General features: G+C 38.1%; 18 protein-coding genes. 10 read left to right on the top strand and 8 right to left on the bottom strand.

Annotated features, from left to right (window positions below; genetic code table 11):
• Nucleotides 1-41 precede the first annotated feature (41 nt).
• From LI162_RS01785 to LI162_RS01765, 5 genes are all read right to left on the bottom strand, one after another.
• Nucleotides 42-263 (bottom strand): DUF3847 domain-containing protein, encoded by a 222-nt coding sequence (locus LI162_RS01785; protein ID WP_005362330.1) that lies wholly within the window; start codon nucleotides 261-263, stop codon nucleotides 42-44.
• 170 nt (nucleotides 264-433) lie between these two features.
• On the bottom strand, nucleotides 434-1291 hold the full coding sequence (locus LI162_RS01780) for an ATP-binding protein (RefSeq protein ID WP_015560110.1): 858 nt from the start codon (nucleotides 1289-1291) through the stop codon (nucleotides 434-436).
• Nucleotides 1288-2004: a replication initiator protein A gene (locus LI162_RS01775; protein ID WP_227155584.1), complete on the bottom strand. Its 717-nt coding sequence runs from the start codon at nucleotides 2002-2004 to the stop codon at nucleotides 1288-1290. The genes LI162_RS01780 and LI162_RS01775 overlap by 4 nt, the downstream gene beginning before the upstream one ends.
• Nucleotides 2005-2022: 18 nt before the next feature.
• On the bottom strand, nucleotides 2023-2406 hold the full coding sequence (locus LI162_RS01770; protein WP_015560111.1) for a hypothetical protein: 384 nt from the start codon (nucleotides 2404-2406) through the stop codon (nucleotides 2023-2025).
• A 3-nt stretch (nucleotides 2407-2409) separates the two neighbouring features.
• Nucleotides 2410-3327 (bottom strand): ParM/StbA family protein, encoded by a 918-nt coding sequence (locus tag LI162_RS01765; protein ID WP_015560112.1) that lies wholly within the window; start codon nucleotides 3325-3327, stop codon nucleotides 2410-2412.
• A 220-nt stretch (nucleotides 3328-3547) separates the two neighbouring features.
• Here LI162_RS01765 and LI162_RS01760 point away from each other — a divergent pair, with 220 nt between their 5' ends.
• The 5 genes from LI162_RS01760 to LI162_RS01740 all read left to right on the top strand — a co-directional run bounded on the left by LI162_RS01760 (nucleotide 3548) and on the right by LI162_RS01740 (nucleotide 8104).
• Nucleotides 3548-4222: a response regulator transcription factor gene (locus tag LI162_RS01760; RefSeq protein ID WP_014080778.1), complete on the top strand. Its 675-nt coding sequence runs from the start codon at nucleotides 3548-3550 to the stop codon at nucleotides 4220-4222.
• A complete protein-coding gene (locus LI162_RS01755; RefSeq protein ID WP_055157108.1) occupies nucleotides 4210-5388 on the top strand; it encodes a HAMP domain-containing sensor histidine kinase in 1179 nt (392 codons plus the stop codon). The genes LI162_RS01760 and LI162_RS01755 overlap by 13 nt, the downstream gene beginning before the upstream one ends.
• Nucleotides 5389-5504: 116 nt before the next feature.
• Entirely contained in the window at nucleotides 5505-6575 is a 1071-nt protein-coding gene (locus LI162_RS01750) for an ABC transporter permease subunit (protein WP_015560115.1), read from the top strand.
• Nucleotides 6572-7228, top strand: a complete 657-nt coding sequence (locus LI162_RS01745) for a hypothetical protein (RefSeq protein WP_008705633.1) — start codon at nucleotides 6572-6574, stop codon at nucleotides 7226-7228. The genes LI162_RS01750 and LI162_RS01745 overlap by 4 nt, the downstream gene beginning before the upstream one ends.
• 3 nt (nucleotides 7229-7231) lie before the next feature.
• Nucleotides 7232-8104: an ATP-binding cassette domain-containing protein gene (locus tag LI162_RS01740; protein WP_005348496.1), complete on the top strand. Its 873-nt coding sequence runs from the start codon at nucleotides 7232-7234 to the stop codon at nucleotides 8102-8104.
• A gap of 37 nt (nucleotides 8105-8141) precedes the next feature.
• Here the strand turns inward: LI162_RS01740 and LI162_RS01735 are convergent, their stop codons facing one another.
• A complete protein-coding gene (locus LI162_RS01735; protein ID WP_055180172.1) occupies nucleotides 8142-10388 on the bottom strand; it encodes a tetratricopeptide repeat protein in 2247 nt (748 codons plus the stop codon).
• A 250-nt stretch (nucleotides 10389-10638) separates the two neighbouring features.
• On the opposite strand from LI162_RS01735, the gene LI162_RS15530 reads away from it, so the two are divergent.
• Nucleotides 10639-10773: a hypothetical protein gene (locus tag LI162_RS15530; protein WP_005348500.1), complete on the top strand. Its 135-nt coding sequence runs from the start codon at nucleotides 10639-10641 to the stop codon at nucleotides 10771-10773.
• Nucleotides 10774-10820: 47 nt separating this feature from the next.
• On the opposite strand, the gene LI162_RS01730 is transcribed toward LI162_RS15530, so the two are convergent.
• Entirely contained in the window at nucleotides 10821-11429 is a 609-nt protein-coding gene (locus tag LI162_RS01730) for a hypothetical protein (RefSeq protein ID WP_005348504.1), read from the bottom strand.
• Entirely contained in the window at nucleotides 11422-11607 is a 186-nt protein-coding gene (locus tag LI162_RS01725; RefSeq protein WP_014080774.1) for a hypothetical protein, read from the bottom strand. The genes LI162_RS01730 and LI162_RS01725 overlap by 8 nt, the downstream gene beginning before the upstream one ends.
• A gap of 337 nt (nucleotides 11608-11944) precedes the next feature.
• On the opposite strand from LI162_RS01725, the gene LI162_RS01720 reads away from it, so the two are divergent.
• From LI162_RS01720 to LI162_RS15525, 4 genes are read left to right on the top strand one after another with little or no spacing between them, the layout of a single operon-like run.
• Complete coding sequence (locus LI162_RS01720; RefSeq protein WP_227155582.1) at nucleotides 11945-13633, top strand: recombinase family protein; 1689 nt, start codon at nucleotides 11945-11947, stop codon at nucleotides 13631-13633.
• On the top strand, nucleotides 13593-13988 hold the full coding sequence (locus tag LI162_RS01715) for a hypothetical protein (RefSeq protein ID WP_194205068.1): 396 nt from the start codon (nucleotides 13593-13595) through the stop codon (nucleotides 13986-13988). Before LI162_RS01720 ends, LI162_RS01715 begins: the two co-directional genes overlap by 41 nt.
• A 20-nt stretch (nucleotides 13989-14008) precedes the next feature.
• Entirely contained in the window at nucleotides 14009-14698 is a 690-nt protein-coding gene (locus LI162_RS01710) for a response regulator transcription factor (protein WP_055157103.1), read from the top strand.
• Nucleotides 14674-15939 carry a sensor histidine kinase gene (locus tag LI162_RS15525; RefSeq protein ID WP_055157100.1) on the top strand — a complete coding sequence of 422 codons (1266 nt, stop codon included), beginning with the start codon at nucleotides 14674-14676 and terminating at the stop codon, nucleotides 15937-15939. Before LI162_RS01710 ends, LI162_RS15525 begins: the two co-directional genes overlap by 25 nt.
• Nucleotides 15940-15969: the final 30 nt, after the last annotated feature.

Here is a 15969-nt window from a genome sequence, read left to right as displayed (position 1 = left end):
GTGGTGAGTAAGTGCGCCCTTCGGGAGTAGAACTTGTGCGTTTACATTCCCCGTAGTCGGATCATCAGCTCCCGTTTCAGGGAATCTAAATCCATTTCTTTAATATGGGGAACAATACTTTCCAGAATGGCTCCTTCCTGGACTAATCGGTGTGTTCTGGCATCACGTTCTTTTTTGCGATTTCTTGCTTCGGCTTCTTCCTGGCGGTGTCTTGCCTGTAAAAGTGCTTTTTCTTCCGGTGTCATGATTCTTTTATCTGCCATACCTGGCACCTCCTTTTTATGCCCGTATCCGGGCAGTTTTGGTTTTAAAATCTTTTGGTTTGGTACTATGGTTTTAGATAACTGACAGTGGCATGTTCTTGGTGAAAAATAAGGAAAGATAGTAGTACCACTGTCAGTGAAAAATAATCATTGCGTTATACTTCTTTGAGTCAATTCTGGTTCGGAGCATGATTGTTCAACAGGATTTTTTTCGCCCGTTTTAAATTATCTGTTGCATTGTCCTGACGGATATTCCGGTTATTGATACGGACAGGAATACATCTCTCCAGAATACGGTCATAAATTCGTTTGTGTGCGATATCAGCGGCATTATTCAGCTCTGATAAAGTGAGATTGGTCGTTATGATCAGGGGCTTTTTACTGCGGTAACGACTGTCGATCACATTGAATACCTGTTCCAGTGCAAAGTCAGAGTTTCGCTCAATTCCGAGATCATCAATAATCAGAAGACTGTAGCGGTTTAAGCTGTTGATGAACTGGTTTCTGTCTTCAAAATGCATTCCGGTAAGGGTATTCAGAATCTGGGAAAAGTTGGTCATCAGTACAGGAACGCCTTTTTCCAGCAGGGCATTGGCAATGCAGCCTGCAAAAAAAGATTTTCCAGTACCGACATCACCCCAGATGAGAAGTCCGGAGGCGTTTGCTTTCATCTCTTCCCAGTTGCTTACATAATTGTGTGCCAGTTTTATTTCCGGATTGATGCCGTTATCCTTGGAAAAAGTGTAGTCATAGAGTGCTTTGTCCTGTAAGCCGCTGGTTTTAAGATGCTCTATTTCCATTTGTTTTTCATGAAGTTTTCTCTGGGTTTCTTCCTGCTCAAAGATTTCCTGCTGGCATTTACAGCGAATGGAAGGAATAAGCACCTTTCCCTGTAATTCATGCCGGCATTGTCTTGGCGTATTGCATTTGGAACAGTAGATCAGGTGGTCTGTTTCGTTAAAATATTCATCAGGCTGAAGCTCTCTGTTTGGTGTTATAGCGGTTGCTTTTCCTGTAAATCTTGTCATAGTGTTTCGTATTCCTCACTTTCGTAATTTCTTTGCCGGGAAGCAGGATGATCCTGTCTTGCCCAACTGATGATGGTAGCTGCATGGTTCTGATATTGTTTTCCGGTAGAAGCCATATAACCGGATAAGCGTTCAATATAATCCTTCCAGTCAGGGATTGTCTGCCGGATATCTTCAAGCTCTTTTTCTGACAGAAAAACATTTTGAAATTTTCCATAGGGTGAGAGTGGCTCCTTACTCCCTCTTATTGCTAAATTGTTCTTTTTTATCTCTTTCTTATTACCAGACAGTTTTCTGTCTGTATCAGGGAAAGAATCCTGTCTGTCAATAGGACAGTTTTCTGTCTGTCTTAGGGAAAGAAATCTGTCTGTATAGTGGATGGTTTCTTTTGGGAGTTTTACATAAATTCGATTGGGCTGTCCGGGTCCCTGCCGTTTTCGGAAGATAAGCTCCTGTTTTTCCAGTACTGCCAGAGCAGTTTTAATCGTCATCTGGCTTTTGTGGAGAACTTCTGCCAGTGCTTCAATTGTAAAGTAAATGAACACATGACCATCGATATCTGACCAGCCCTCATGTTTCTGGGAAAGCCTTGCCCGGTCGAGCAGGATAATATAAAGCATTTTGGCAGTTTCGTTTATTTCCATGTCCAGAAGGAAACGGGGAAACATCATATAAGATGGCAGGTTGGTGTCTGCTGTCAGAAAGTCCGTCATGTGTTCACCTCCAATCAGTTATTCTCCAAGAAAATCCCAGTCTACATCATTATCCGGCTGTGAATTTTCAGGTGTTGGAAAGGACGCCCTGATTTGGGGCTCCCTTTGCGCCATGCCTACAGTCAGTCCGGAAAGAAAAAGTGGCAATTCCTGTTTCAGACTGTTTTCCACTGCATCTACAATCTGTTTCACAAAAAGTTCTTCCCGTTCTCTTGTTTCCAGATAAGGATCAGCCTGTGTGCGGTAGTAGCGGTCAAAATAATCTACCAGTGCAAGAGAGATTACCTGACTGTAAGATTTAAAATCCTGCCTGTCCATCGTCTGTAAATATTCCCAGGCTCTCCGCTGTTGTTCTTTGTCCAGATTAAAGCGCAGGTTTGTGTTGCGGATATTGTTCTGCATGGTTTATCCCCTCCTTTTCAGGCTCATATAAGCCAGAGATTCGTAACCTTTGGCAGTGGCGCAGATGTCATCAATGATTGTGACTCGTGATTTGTCATACGTTCCGAAGTTACGGATCAGGCATCCACCGCCGCCAACCACATACAGGCGCATCAGGTCAGGATTATATTCATATTTGCGGAGCGTGGAAAAAAGTTCTGCCACATACTGTCTGGCAATAGAACTGATACAATCCAGATATGGTGCTGAAATGTCAGCTGTTCCAAACCGCAGAATCTGTTCTACTGTGGATTCTTCAATTTTCACTCCGAATTTGTCCAGAACAGCGTTCTTTGCGGCAATCATGCACTGGTTTACACCAAGTTTTTCTGTCCAGCATCGGCTCTCCTGAGCTTTCTTATTGTTAATATACAGAATGTTCATGGTTCCGTTTCCGATATCTGCAAGGAGATTAGTTCCCTTGAAATTTCCAAGGTGGTTTACAATAGCCGGATATCCCTGTGGGTAAAGGCTACATCCCGCAAAGTGGAGATGATATTCTTTGCCGTTGAAACGGTAATGGACTTCTGGATTCTGGAGCAGATAGGAACGAAAAGCTTCTCTTTGATTTCTGATCCATGTCAGAGGAAGTCCGGCAGCCAGATGAACATCTGCTTCACGGATGGAAAAGACATTCAGTTCCCTTGCAATAGCCATTAGCGTCAGAAGATAATATTCTTCGTCCATAGCTTTATCCGGGATAAATTCTTTGTGTCCTTCGCCAATCCGGTAGTAAATGCCGTTATATTCCAGAATATTCCCGGTGAAGATTGGTTCGGTTTCATAGGCTTTGATTCCGGTTGGTGTGACGGTGTTTGCTGTTTTCATATTGCCATAGCCATGATCTACAGCGATGATTTTTGTGTTTTTGAGTTCTCGCATAAAAAATACCTCCGTTTTCGTATTGATTGATTCAGCAGGTCATACCGGTGTGGTACTGCTTTGCTGTGAGATAAGCATACGAAAATCGGAGGTAAAAGACATTGAGTGGAAATTGAGCTGGAATTGAGAAAAAAGATATATTGTGCGTACATTCTTCATGTACTCTTGTTGTGATTTCATTGTTTTTTATCGTATAATATGGATACTGGAGGTGGTTTGGATGAAATACAAGATTTTAGTTGTCGATGATGATAAAGAATTGGTGAAAATGCTTTGTAGTTATTTTAATATGAAACAATATGAAACCATTACGGCTACAGACGGAATGGAAGCATTAAATAAAATAAAAATGAAACCGGATATTATTTTGTTGGATATCAATATGCCACGCATGGATGGGATTGAAGTATGTCGTCTGATACGCAGTAAAGTGTTATGCCCGATTTTGTTTCTAACAGCAAGAGTTGATGAAGATGATAAAATTAACGGGTTGCTTTCGGGTGGGGATGACTATATTACGAAACCATTTAGTCTTCGGGAGTTGGAAGCAAGGATTGTCACAAACATAAAGAGAGAAGAAAGGCATCAACAAAAAACGGAATACCGTTTCATGGATGAAATGCTGATTGATTATTCTGAAAAAATAGTAGCTATAGCCGGACACAGGATGGAGTTCACAAAAATTGAATATCAGATTATTGAATTCTTATCCATGCATCCAGGGCAGGTGTTTGATAAAGAACGTATATATGCACAAGTCTGTGGATATGATGCGGAAGGGGACAGTAGAACGATAACGGAATTAGTACGGCGTATAAGGAAAAAAATAGCGGATTATTCAGAAAAAGAATACATAGAAACTGTATGGGGGATTGGATACCGATGGAAAAAATAAGAAACTTGTCACTGAAAAAAACAATTCTGCTTTATTTTGTGATCAGCTTAACGGCAGCATTTCTGTTATCTGGATTTACAGTTCATTTTGCAGGAAATATGCAGAATAAAATATGGGAAAAATATATTGATTATGCAGATTATACGGACGTGTTTCAGCAATATGGAAAGAAATACGAGATTGAGATATCAAGACCTAATCAATCGCAGATGAATCGTTTGGACTATCATCTTTCGGAAATGTGTGACTTTATGGAAACATATTCGGTACTGATTTTTTCGATTGTTGGGAGTGTTGTTGCGGTATTCTTTTTTTATAAAAATAAGTTAAAGACACCTCTACAGGAACTAAAAGATGCCTCACAAATGATTGCAGATAATGAACTGGATTTTCATGTGTCCTATGAAAATAAAGATGAGATGGGAACTTTGTGTAAAGAATTTGAAATGATGCGAAGTGATTTAGCAGATAACAACAGAAAGATGTGGCGAATGATTGATGACGAGAAGGCTTTGCGGAATGCAATTGCACATGATATACGTTCTCCACTTTCCATATTGCGTGGGTATCAGGAAATGCTCTTAGAGTTTGTTTCTGCCGAGAGTATAAAAACAGAGGATGTTATTGATATCTTACAAACAGGCATGTATCAGATTGACCGTATAGAGCATTTCACGGAAAACATGAGAAAAATGTCCCATTTAGAACAGAGGGAACTGCAATGCTCAGAGATAGAGTTATCGGAACTGGCAAAAAAGATTGAGGCAGAAGCTGCCATGCTGTCCAAGAAGGAAAGTAAATTATGTAAGGTAAAAAGAGTGCAGGAACAAAACATTGTGAAAGTGGATGAGGAACTTGTCATGGAAGTGACAGACAACTTACTGGAAAATGCGGTTCGATATGCACAAAAAAGTATTGCTTTGCAGATAAAGAAAAAGGATGGTTTTCTTATAATTTCTGTTGAAGATGATGGAATAGGATTTGTGGATACTGAGGAAAAAGTAACAGAGCCATTTTATCATAAGAATCCACAAGATGATTTAAAGCATTTTGGCCTTGGTATGTATATTTCTCGTATTTTCTGTGAAAAGCATGGAGGAAATTTGAAAATATATAATGCCAGACAAGGCGGTGCTCATGTAGAAGCTCTTTTCAAAGCTGAATAAAAATACTTTATAAGGCTGAAATCACAAATAAAGTGGTTTTAGTCTTTTTTGTTGTGAATTTATTGAGAATTGATTTGTATGATGTTGTTAAAGAAATAAAGAAAGGAAGAGATACAATGAAAACAATCATAAAAAGAAGTATACTTGATTATTTAAAGAACCCTGTTTTGTGGATTGGCTTGATTATTATAGTTGCCAGTATGTATCAATGTCTGTCATCGTATTTGCAAATTCATTATATCAAACAGAATGAACAGATCACACAAAATGACGTAGCATTGGAAGATGCTGATGTCATGGATGGGTACATTCCCACATCTGATGATAAAGAAAGAAGAAGGGAGTGGGAAGATACGATCAAAGGGACGTTAATGGACACCTCCAAAAATGGTTTTGGATTTAGCAGGCAGGAAGCAGATCATGTAATGAAAGAAATTCAGAATATGGATGTAAAGACTGCTTCTGAGTTTTTGGAATCCCAATATGGCTATTATAATGCAATATATGCTTATGAGGACCTTGAAATTCATAAGGGGACAGCAGAAGAAATCAATCATTATATCGAGCGGAAATTATCCGAACATTCTTTTTCCTGGTACTTTGCCAAAAAATTTACGGATTTTGCAGGATTGCATATGGCCTTTTTTGCAACAGTCTTGCTATCATTTTTATTTATTCAGGATACACGAAAAAGTACCTATGAATTATTACATACAAAGCCTGTTACGGCAATCCAATATATATGTGGGAAAGTAATAAGCGGATTCATTAGTATGCTGGGAGTATTAGTGATTTTGAATGTTATATTCTTTATGCTGTGTTTGAAAACGTCTTTAGAATCGGGCTTTCCAGTAACACCAATTGATTTTTGCGTGAATTCTCTGATCTATATTGTTCCGAATCTTTTGATGATATGTTGTGTCTATACAATTACAGCATTAATATTTAAAAATCCGCTTCCGGCAGCACCAATCTTGTTTTTACACATTATATATTCAAATATGCTGACCATGAAGAATGATATTTATTATATGAGACCGTTCTCTATTATGGTGCGATTCCCTGGCAGATTTTTTGAAACACATGTAGCCAAAATGTCAAACATAAATCAGATTATTCTTGTAATTTCATCAGTTATATTAGTATGTATTTCTGTTACAATCTGGAAAAGGAGGAGGGTTCATTGAAAACGGAACTAAAAAACTGCCTGTCGTTATATAAGATTTTTTATTCATGTGCATTTATACTGATATTGTGTGCTATTCATCCGATTATATACTATGAAGAAATCGGTTCAGCGATTCAGTCGCCAATAGCATTTTTAACAATTATTTTTTGTAGTGACACATATTTGATGGAAGTAAAAAGTAAGCGTGCCGATGTATTTCATTTGTATGATCAAAAAAAGCAGTTAAAAGTAATATCGCAGAGAGTGGGCGTTCAAATATTATATTTATTAATACTTTCCTGTGTTGGATATGTTTTGTTTTTCTGGCAAAAACCGGGCAGTGTAAACGAAGGCATTTCGGGTATTCAGATATTTCTTTTATATTTCATTGCAATGTTTGGAACTATCTGGCTTTGGAGTATATGCTCTGTGATTTTGTGTACATTGCTTCGAAATATGTGGGCAGGTATTGGATGTTTATTTGGAATTGTCATTGGACTTATATCAAAAGCGGGAAGTTCATTTTTCGGAAATCTGGGATTGTTTTCTTTCAGCTTTTGTGAACCTACTCAATTAATGTCCGAGAGTTGGATTTATGGAACGCTTGTGTCTTTTATAGCGGGGCTGTTTTTATTTGCAGTATTACCAATGACTTTAAAGAAAAGAGGATAGATTATGAGTATTAGAATAAATGATTTAACAGTTAGATTTAAAAATGGTGTAGTTGCAGTAAATAAGGCATCTCTTGAAATACCTAAGGGAATTTACGGACTTTTGGGTGAGAATGGTGCCGGAAAAACCACTTTGATGAGGGTTCTTACAACTGTTTTAAAACAAACGGAAGGAATGGTTTCCCTTGATGGAATTCTGTATAACGAGGGAAATTATGAGAAAATACAGAAAAAGATTGGTTATCTTCCACAGGAAATCGACTTATATCCGAATCTTACGGTGAAAGAATGTCTTGTATATATGGGGGGACTGTCAGGAGTAGCCAGAAATGACCTCGAACAAAGAATTACCTATTATCTGGAAAAGACTTCTCTTACAGAGCATCAGAATAAAAAAATGCGGCAATTATCTGGTGGTATGAAGAGACGTGTCGGACTCATACAGGCACTTCTTAATAATCCGGATTTTTTGATTATTGATGAACCTACCACCGGGTTAGATCCGGAAGAAAGAATCAGGATCCGCAATCTTTTGGTTGATTTTTCAAAGGATAGAACTGTGCTGTTTTCCACTCATGTAGTAGAAGATTTAGCAGCAACCTGTACACAGCTTGCCATTATGAAAAAGGGAAGTTTTTTATATTCTGGAAGCGTGAGTGGGTTGCTGGAAAATGCAAAGGGCTGTGTTTGGAATTGTACGGTACAAAACGCAGAAGAAGCCCGTTTGTTAGAAGCCAATTATTCTATTTCATCTAAGCAGTATGTAGAAAATGGAATTCATATGAAAGTATTAAGCAAAGGAAAGCCAAATGAGAATTGTGTCCTGGATAATGATATCACTTTGGAAGATGCATATATTTATTTGACGAATAGTTGAATATAACGGCGGGCAAGTTGCCCGCCGTAAATTGTACTTATTTTGTTAAAAGACCGGATAGATTTTTTCCAATGCAAAATCCAATCTGTGGATATAACTCCTGAATTTCCTGATATTTTGCTTCAATCATTTCTGGTTCATCAGCCCAGATCTTTTCATATATTTTGAAAGCTCTTTTAAAATGTGTTTTGGCTTGCGGAAGATTGGCAGTCATCAGATAAATGGTTCCAAGGGTTTCCTGTACTTTGGCATAATCCAGACAGTCATCGGAATGGTATTCCTTGATGATGCCGGATAATTTTTGCAATTCAGAGATGCCTCTTTCGGGTTCCTGCTGTTCTGTCAGGAACATTGCATAATTGGCAATCTGAGGTATGCTGTCATTTATATGAAGCAGGTTAAATTGGTCAAGCAGTGAGATACTTTTTTCCATGTGTTCTCTTGCAAGATCGGGATGACCGTTCATGCGGTAAAGTCCACCGAGATTGGCATGAAGGTTGGAAACAAGGCGAGCATTGTCAGCAGTGATATTTTCTATCTGGGCAAGTGCATCCTTTTCCAGTTTTATTGCTTTTTCTGGCTTGATTTCAAGAGTAGCCTGAAAATCCAGTAACAATGCCCGGTCAGAGTCGGTTCCAATGTTTTTTTTCTTTAACAGCCCCGTTAGTTCCTGAATGATTCCATTCATACCTTTGTGGTAGTTATAGTTATCCATGTATGGAAATGCATTTTCCAGAAAAAGCAGATACTTTGGTATATCATCCTTTTCAATCAATTCTATGATATTTCCGATTGTTTGAAATAGCTTTTTGTAATAAGCTACTTCCATTCCATGCATTAAACATATTTTCTGTAAAGAATCCAGTAATATGTGACAGCTACTTACAGATGGTTTTGTCTCTGAAAGGGCAATTTCCTTAATCATAGGATGCAGGGAGATTGTGTGACGTGTAGTTGTCTGCACAAAACCAGTTTCAATCAAGTCGTTAATTTCATTTAAGGTAGGCAGTTCCAGCCATTTGGCGAATATGCGGGCAGAAATACCAGTGTAAGGAAGAAAACACAAATTGCACATGATATCCTGCTGTTTTCGGGATAAAGCATATAGTGAAAATAGAGTATGGATATGACTATAATAAGTGGCTTTACTGCTTTGACCATCCTTGATTATCTTAATTTTATCTTCATTATCGAGAGATGCTCTTTCTTCCTGAAGTTTTGCTAATAACTGACCTGGAGTTGAAATTCCATTTTCCAAAAGTTTTGCAGCCAGTTCTACAGCAAAAGTATGATAGTGTACGGTCTCTATGATTTTTTCGACGGTCGAACGATACTTGTCTGCTTCTGAATAAAATGCAGATGTCAGTTGGAAAAGAATGTTTATATCCTTTATTTCTTTTAATTGAAAAGTACAGTATTCATTCAGATTACTTCTGGTCGTAAATAAAATCTGACAGCGGTATTTTAATACTACTGACAGAAAACTGTCCTGTGTAGCTGTGACATTAAAATTATCTATGATAAGCAGAGTATCGGATTTCAGGGAACGCAGAAAACGGTTATGTCTTTGAAACCGTTCCTGTTCGCTGATTTCTGGTGGATCATCAATAAAATCCATGTCAGTAATGTCCTGATGAAGATCACCTGTATATTCTACATATAGAATGTTAGTGTAATGCTTTTTGTAATGTTTTGCGTAGGCTTTGGCAAGTTCGCTTTTACCAATACCGGCAATTCCGCAAAGAAAAACATGACGGTTTTCCTCAAGCATGGTATATAATTCTTCTAGTTCTTTATCTCTTCCGATAAAATGACGGCATGGTTTCGGAACCTCACTGTCCATAATATAATCCAGCACAATGGGTGACAGGGCACCTCCGGCAATTAATTTTTGATTTTTAGTATCACGTTTGATAAATTGTCGCTCCATGCCAAAAGAAATCAGCTTTGCAAGAAAAAGCAGACGTGAGCTGGCTGGTTTGTACAGAGAAGCCAGATTTTTCTTTTTGGCATCGGAGATGGTGTCATCTTGTATAAATAATGTGTATATATCCTGCATAGCCATATTGCAGTCAGACATCAATGGAAGCAGATTCTGGTGAATGGTTTCTGCCAGTTTTTTCTGATTACTGGGTTTGGAATAGTAGGCAGATATTTTGGGACTGATCTTTGCTTGACCGGTCAGCCAACGACAAACCAGACCATTATCCATAGAAAAATCCTGATTTGCCGGATCATCCATAAAATCTTCAAATAATTCGTATAAAAAATCAGGCTGACTCATTTGATTACTTTCGCTGATATGATTTTTTAAGCAAGTGCTAATAGAAGAAAAATCGCATCGATTCAATAGAAATTCCCCTTTCGTAGTTAAGATTAAGTATATCTATCATAACACGAACATATATTCGATTCAAGAAAATGCGGATATTTTTAAATTGATTGTGTCAATTTACAATCAATTTCTATTCAATGTGGTTTTCCGGCAGGTTCTGTAAAATAAGCTCAGATCAAAACAATAACGGGAGGAGCTTATGCAACAGAATATTGAATTTGAGCGGTGCATTGATTTTCTGGTACGGATGATTGATAAGTACGGCGCTGAAGTCCTCCGGGAGTTGGAGGAAGAAAAACAGAATAAGGAAGAAAAAGAAGCGGCAGTTTCCTGAAATACAAAATGTAAATCAGACTGTCGCTTTTTTCATGCATTTTTAAATCAAATAAATTTTAAAAGCTGATGCAGAGTGTGTGGCTCATTATTCTGAGAAGCGGTAATACGCGTATCAAATGGCTTGAAATGATTCTGCGTATAAAAGCTCAGAAGAAATTCATTATCTTCGCATTCAAGAAACTCCATAACGCCACCTACGGAATATTTGAGACTGGATATGGTTTCCAGTGCAAATCCCAGTAGAATATTTCCAGGAATTCGTTTTTCCTTTGGAAGAGAATAGTTCTTTCCCAACTGGGCGATCAGGTAAGCTGCGGTAGTATAAGATTGTGTTTCTTCATCCAAAATACTGACACGGGACAGTTTTTTTGCCATTGTCTTGCTGATATTTGAAGCACGGACAGAGATTGGTTTTATTGTAAGTGAAAAATAACCAACCAGTGAAGCATCTTCAGCATCAAATACCAGATAAGTGATAGATTGATCTTTTTTGGTAAACTCAATCGCATTATGTAATAAAAAGTATTCCACATCGGGATTTTTGGGACAAGAAAAATCGGAGAGTAAGTCGTAAAGACTTTCCTCTCCGATATATGTCGGTTCGTCTTTATCCAAATATGCCCGAATATTAACGGTAAAATATTTATCAGACATGTTTTTTCTTCCTTTTTGACATTAAAGCTAAGATTTCCTGTGGGTTCGTTAACTGACGTCCGGGAAGTGTCTGCTTTGGTGTGCGGTCACGGTCGGCTTCGTCAATTGCTGCGACAAAACGCTTTACGCTATTTGGATTGGATACGACAAAATTATGAGTAATACTTGAAGTAGCCATACTAACACCTCCTCTTTTTTGGCTTTTTTGTGTATTTATAGTATATGCAATGTGTGATAAAAACACAATATCAAAAACAGAAATTATTTCTAAATAATTTTCAAGCCGGACATTTATTAGACGCTTCCGGTAAGCGAACAATATTTTCGAGCCAATCATTTATAAGTCGCCAATGGTGGGCGGGCAATATTTTGATAACAGAAATGCTCTGTATCTAACTTAATTATACGATTGGCGAAGAAATGCGTCAATACGGAAAATAAGTATTGAAAATAGTTGGAACAAGTACTAAAATAAGGTTGGGACAATAAAACAGAGTTATACTGCGAGGAAGATTATGAAGAATAAAAAGATTAAATGCGATATATATACCAGAGTATCCACAACCATGCAGGTAGATGGCTACAGTCTGGATGCTCAGAAAGAAAAACTCAAGAGATATGCGGAATTTCAGAATATGGAAATTGTAAATGAGTATTCCGATGAAGGTAAGTCTGGAAAGAGCGTAGAGGGCAGACCGGAATTTCAGAGAATGTTGGATAATATTGAGAATGGAACAGATGAGGTACAGTTTGTATTGGTGTTCAAGCTTTCCAGATTCGGTCGTAATGCGGCAGATGTATTAAATTCTTTGCAGAGGATGCAGGATTTTGGAGTGAATCTGATTTGTGTAGAAGATGGAATTGACAGCTCAAAAGATAGTGGAAAGCTGATGATTTCTGTTCTGTCTGCGGTGGCAGAGATTGAACGAGAGAATATCCTTGTTCAGACAATGGAAGGACGTAAGCAGAAAGCCAGGGAAGGAAAATGGAATGGTGGATTTGCTCCGTATGGTTATGAATTAGTAAATGGAGAATTGCAGATTGCAGAGGACGAAGCAGAGATTATTCGTCTGATCTATGACAAATTTATTCATACCAATATGGGAATCTCTGCGATTGCTGCATGGCTGAACCAGCATGGATACAAAAAGAAAAAACGACAGAATAATACACTGGACGCATTTGCCGCTTCATTTATAAAGGGCGTTCTGGATAATCCGGTATACTGTGGAAAGCTGGCTTATGGACGAAGGAAAAACGAGAAAGTTTCTGGTACAAGAAATGAATACCGCATTGTAAAGCAGGAAAATTATATGCTGCACGATGGTATCCATGAAGGGATTGTTTCAGAAACAGACTGGGAGCTGGCACATCAAAAACGGGAAAAAACAGGTGTGAAATATGAAAAGACACATAGTTTCGATCATGAGCATATTTTATCCGGAATATTGAGATGCCCATTATGTGGAAGTGGTATGTATGGAAACGTGAACCGAAAGAAAAAGAAAGACGGAACCTTATATAAGGATTATTTCTATTATGCCTGCAAACATCGTCGCCTGGTAGATGGTCATAAATGTGGATATCGTAAACAATGGAGCGAGGAGAAGATTAACAATGCAGTGGAAGAAGTTATTCGGAAGCTGGTGAAGAATCCGAAATTTGAAGAAGCAATTCTGAATAAAATCGGTTCAAGAATAGATACAGAAGAAATAGAAAAAGAGATTGAAAGACTGGAAAAACAGCACAGGCAACTGACCGGAGCAAAAGCAAGACTTGGACAGCAGATGGATAGTCTGGATATCATGGATAAATTTTATGAAAAGAAATATCAGGATATGGAGACACGCTTATATCGTCTATATGATGAAATTGAAGGCGTGGAGAATAGTATAGAAGAAGTTAAGAATCGCCTGCTGAATATCCGGCAACAGAAAATATCAGAAGAAAACGTCTATCAATTTCTTTTATATTTTGATAAACTATATGATAAGTTCACCGACCTGGAGAAAAAAGAATTTCTTAATAGCTTTGTAGAACAGGTGGACATTTACGAGCAGGAGCAGCCAGATGGCAGATTCCTGAAGCACATAAAGTTCCGTTTTCCGGTGTATTTTGGAGACAGGGAAATACAGGAACTTTGTTGGGACAACGAAAGTACCGTTGAGACGGTTGTTCTTTTGTCCCAACAAAAAACCAGATGATTATATTAATGTCACGATTGAACTTGATGATGTGGATGTAACATCTGCAGAGACTAAGTCAACATATGATGAGATAAAGAAGTATGTGGCTGAACATAATGCTGGCATGAAGGTCTCCAATCTGTATATTTCACAGGTAAAGAAAAAATGCGGAATTGAAGTTGGAAAGAATTTGCGCGTTGTAACGAGGAGAATGGACTGCTTGCAGGGCAATTCGACGACTGCCGCGACAGACTTGGAACTTGTTCCAAGTCCTAATTTACCTAAAAATGAAGATAGCAGGCAGCCACAGTGCCCAGAAGATAAAGAAAGTGCAATTGTGGAGGCATTGAAGCATTTTAAGATGAATAGTTAATAAAGAGAGGTGCATATGTTATGCCAGGTATACTCGTGGTTGAAGATGATGAAAATTTAAATCGTGGAATTACATTCTCACTGAAAAAATCCGGATATGAGGTTTTTTCAGCAGAATCAGTGAAAAAAGCGAAAAGAATTGCAAGTGATAATAATGTGGATGTTACCATTTGTGATGTGAATCTTCCGGATGGGAATGGACTGGAATTTGTAAGGTGGATGAGATGCAATTATAATACATACATTATTTGTCTTACAGCACTAGATCAGGAGATGGATCAGGTCATGGGATATGAAGCAGGGGCAGATGATTATATTACAAAGCCGTTTAGTCTTTCGGTACTTCTTTTGAAAATAGAAGCACATTTCCGCCGCAGACAGGAGAAAACGGAAGCCGGAAAGATGATTTCGGGAGATATCGTATTTATCGCAGGAGAAATGAAAGTCCTGATAAAGAGTCGTGAAATCAGTCTGACAAAAACGGAGTTGAAAATGCTGACTTTTTTTCTTCAGAATCCGAAAATGATTCTTTCAAAAACACAAATATTGGAAAATGTGTTTGATCTGGAAGGGGATTTTGTGGATGAAAATACAATCGCTGTCAATATCAGAAGACTCCGTGAGAAAATCGAAGACAATCCGGCTGCACCGGTCTATATAAAGAATATCAGAGGTCTTGGGTATATATGGAATCAGGAGGTAAGGCAGTGACAAAGAGATATCGCAAGAAGATCACAGTAGCGCTCTCCTTGGTTTTGCCTGTCATAGTATTGTTTGCAATATTAAATTGCTTTACCACGTATGTGTTTTATGAAGATTATAAATATAAAATGAATCTTATGACAGAGATTGCTGCAAAGGAAGAATTTTCCGGGCTGGATGCTGTTTCGGAATTGCTTAAGGATAAGGATATTGAAACCAACGAACAGGGAAGGCGATTATTGGAGCAATATGGATACTGGGGAAATAAAGGGAATGCATTTTATATGCAATTCCGGCATCAGGTTATGGTGACCGGTGCTGTAAGCACTGTGATATGCGTGCTTCTTTTGACTTTTTTACTTTATTGGAAGAAAAAAGAAGATGCGTGTCATCAGAAAATTTTAGACCAGTTGGAAGAAATTCTGATCAGATTCCGTGAAAATAAATTTGATGCTTTACTGAAAACGGAAAATCCAGCAGAACTGGAAAAATTGAATGACCAGCTTGAAGCAATCGGACATCATATTCAGTTGCTAAAGGAAGAAGCAAGGGAAGAAAAAGAGAGCACGAAAGAAATGGTTTCTGATATCTCTCACCAGTTAAAGACACCGGTTGCAGCTTTGGATACATGTTTTAGTGTGCTGATGCAGAATGACTTAAGTGCCACAGAACAGGAGGAGTTTCGTATCCGTTGTCGGAGTGCTCTGGATGGACTGGAGACATTATTGCAGTCGCTTCTTGAAATATCCAAGATGGAAACTGGACTGATTCAGATTAATAAGAAAAAACTTCCGCTTATGGATACTGTCATATCTGCTGTGAACTGTACTTATCCAAAAGCGGATGAGAAAGAAATTGAATTCGTTTTTGACTATGAAAAAGAGCTGGAAACATGCACGATTATGCAGGATAAAAGGTGGCTTGGTGAAGCTGTGATCAACGTTCTGGATAATGCAATCAAGTACAGCCCGGATGGTTCAAAAATATTTATCCGGTTACAAAAAAGAAACGATCTTGTAAGAATGGAAATTGAGGATCAGGGAATTGGTATTCCGCAGAATGAGTATCACAAAATTTTTCAACGATTTTACAGAGGAAGTTCCAGGAAGGTCATGGAAAAGAGTGGTACAGGAATCGGACTTTTTCTATCGAGAGAAATTATCGAAAAACACGGAGGTACAATCATGGTAACCTCCGGCAAAAAGAAAAAAGGAAGCACGTTTGTGATTCAATTACCATATGTTGGTTAAATTTTAAGTGGGCAGAAATCTTACAATTCT

The organism is Mediterraneibacter sp. 210702-DFI.3.120, from assembly GCF_020561005.1.
Classification (GTDB): domain Bacteria; phylum Bacillota; class Clostridia; order Lachnospirales; family Lachnospiraceae; genus Mediterraneibacter; species Mediterraneibacter faecis.
Note: the sequence above shows the minus strand (reverse complement) of the source record. Positions and strands in the feature narration are given on the sequence as shown.

Coding starts and splice junctions, on each gene's coding strand:
- LI162_RS01785 (WP_005362330.1), bottom strand. CDS start 263: ATGGCAGATAAAAGAATCATGACACCGGAAGAAAAAGCACTTTTACAG.
- LI162_RS01780 (WP_015560110.1), bottom strand. CDS start 1,291: ATGACAAGATTTACAGGAAAAGCAACCGCTATAACACCAAACAGAGAG.
- LI162_RS01775 (WP_227155584.1), bottom strand. CDS start 2,004: ATGACGGACTTTCTGACAGCAGACACCAACCTGCCATCTTATATGATG.
- LI162_RS01770 (WP_015560111.1), bottom strand. CDS start 2,406: ATGCAGAACAATATCCGCAACACAAACCTGCGCTTTAATCTGGACAAA.
- LI162_RS01765 (WP_015560112.1), bottom strand. CDS start 3,327: ATGCGAGAACTCAAAAACACAAAAATCATCGCTGTAGATCATGGCTAT.
- LI162_RS01760 (WP_014080778.1), top strand. CDS start 3,548: ATGAAATACAAGATTTTAGTTGTCGATGATGATAAAGAATTGGTGAAA.
- LI162_RS01755 (WP_055157108.1), top strand. CDS start 4,210: ATGGAAAAAATAAGAAACTTGTCACTGAAAAAAACAATTCTGCTTTAT.
- LI162_RS01750 (WP_015560115.1), top strand. CDS start 5,505: ATGAAAACAATCATAAAAAGAAGTATACTTGATTATTTAAAGAACCCT.
- LI162_RS01740 (WP_005348496.1), top strand. CDS start 7,232: ATGAGTATTAGAATAAATGATTTAACAGTTAGATTTAAAAATGGTGTA.
- LI162_RS01735 (WP_055180172.1), bottom strand. CDS start 10,388: ATGAGTCAGCCTGATTTTTTATACGAATTATTTGAAGATTTTATGGAT.
- LI162_RS15530 (WP_005348500.1), top strand. CDS start 10,639: ATGCAACAGAATATTGAATTTGAGCGGTGCATTGATTTTCTGGTACGG.
- LI162_RS01730 (WP_005348504.1), bottom strand. CDS start 11,429: ATGTCTGATAAATATTTTACCGTTAATATTCGGGCATATTTGGATAAA.
- LI162_RS01725 (WP_014080774.1), bottom strand. CDS start 11,607: ATGGCTACTTCAAGTATTACTCATAATTTTGTCGTATCCAATCCAAAT.
- LI162_RS01720 (WP_227155582.1), top strand. CDS start 11,945: ATGAAGAATAAAAAGATTAAATGCGATATATATACCAGAGTATCCACA.
- LI162_RS01710 (WP_055157103.1), top strand. CDS start 14,009: ATGCCAGGTATACTCGTGGTTGAAGATGATGAAAATTTAAATCGTGGA.
- LI162_RS15525 (WP_055157100.1), top strand. CDS start 14,674: ATGGAATCAGGAGGTAAGGCAGTGACAAAGAGATATCGCAAGAAGATC.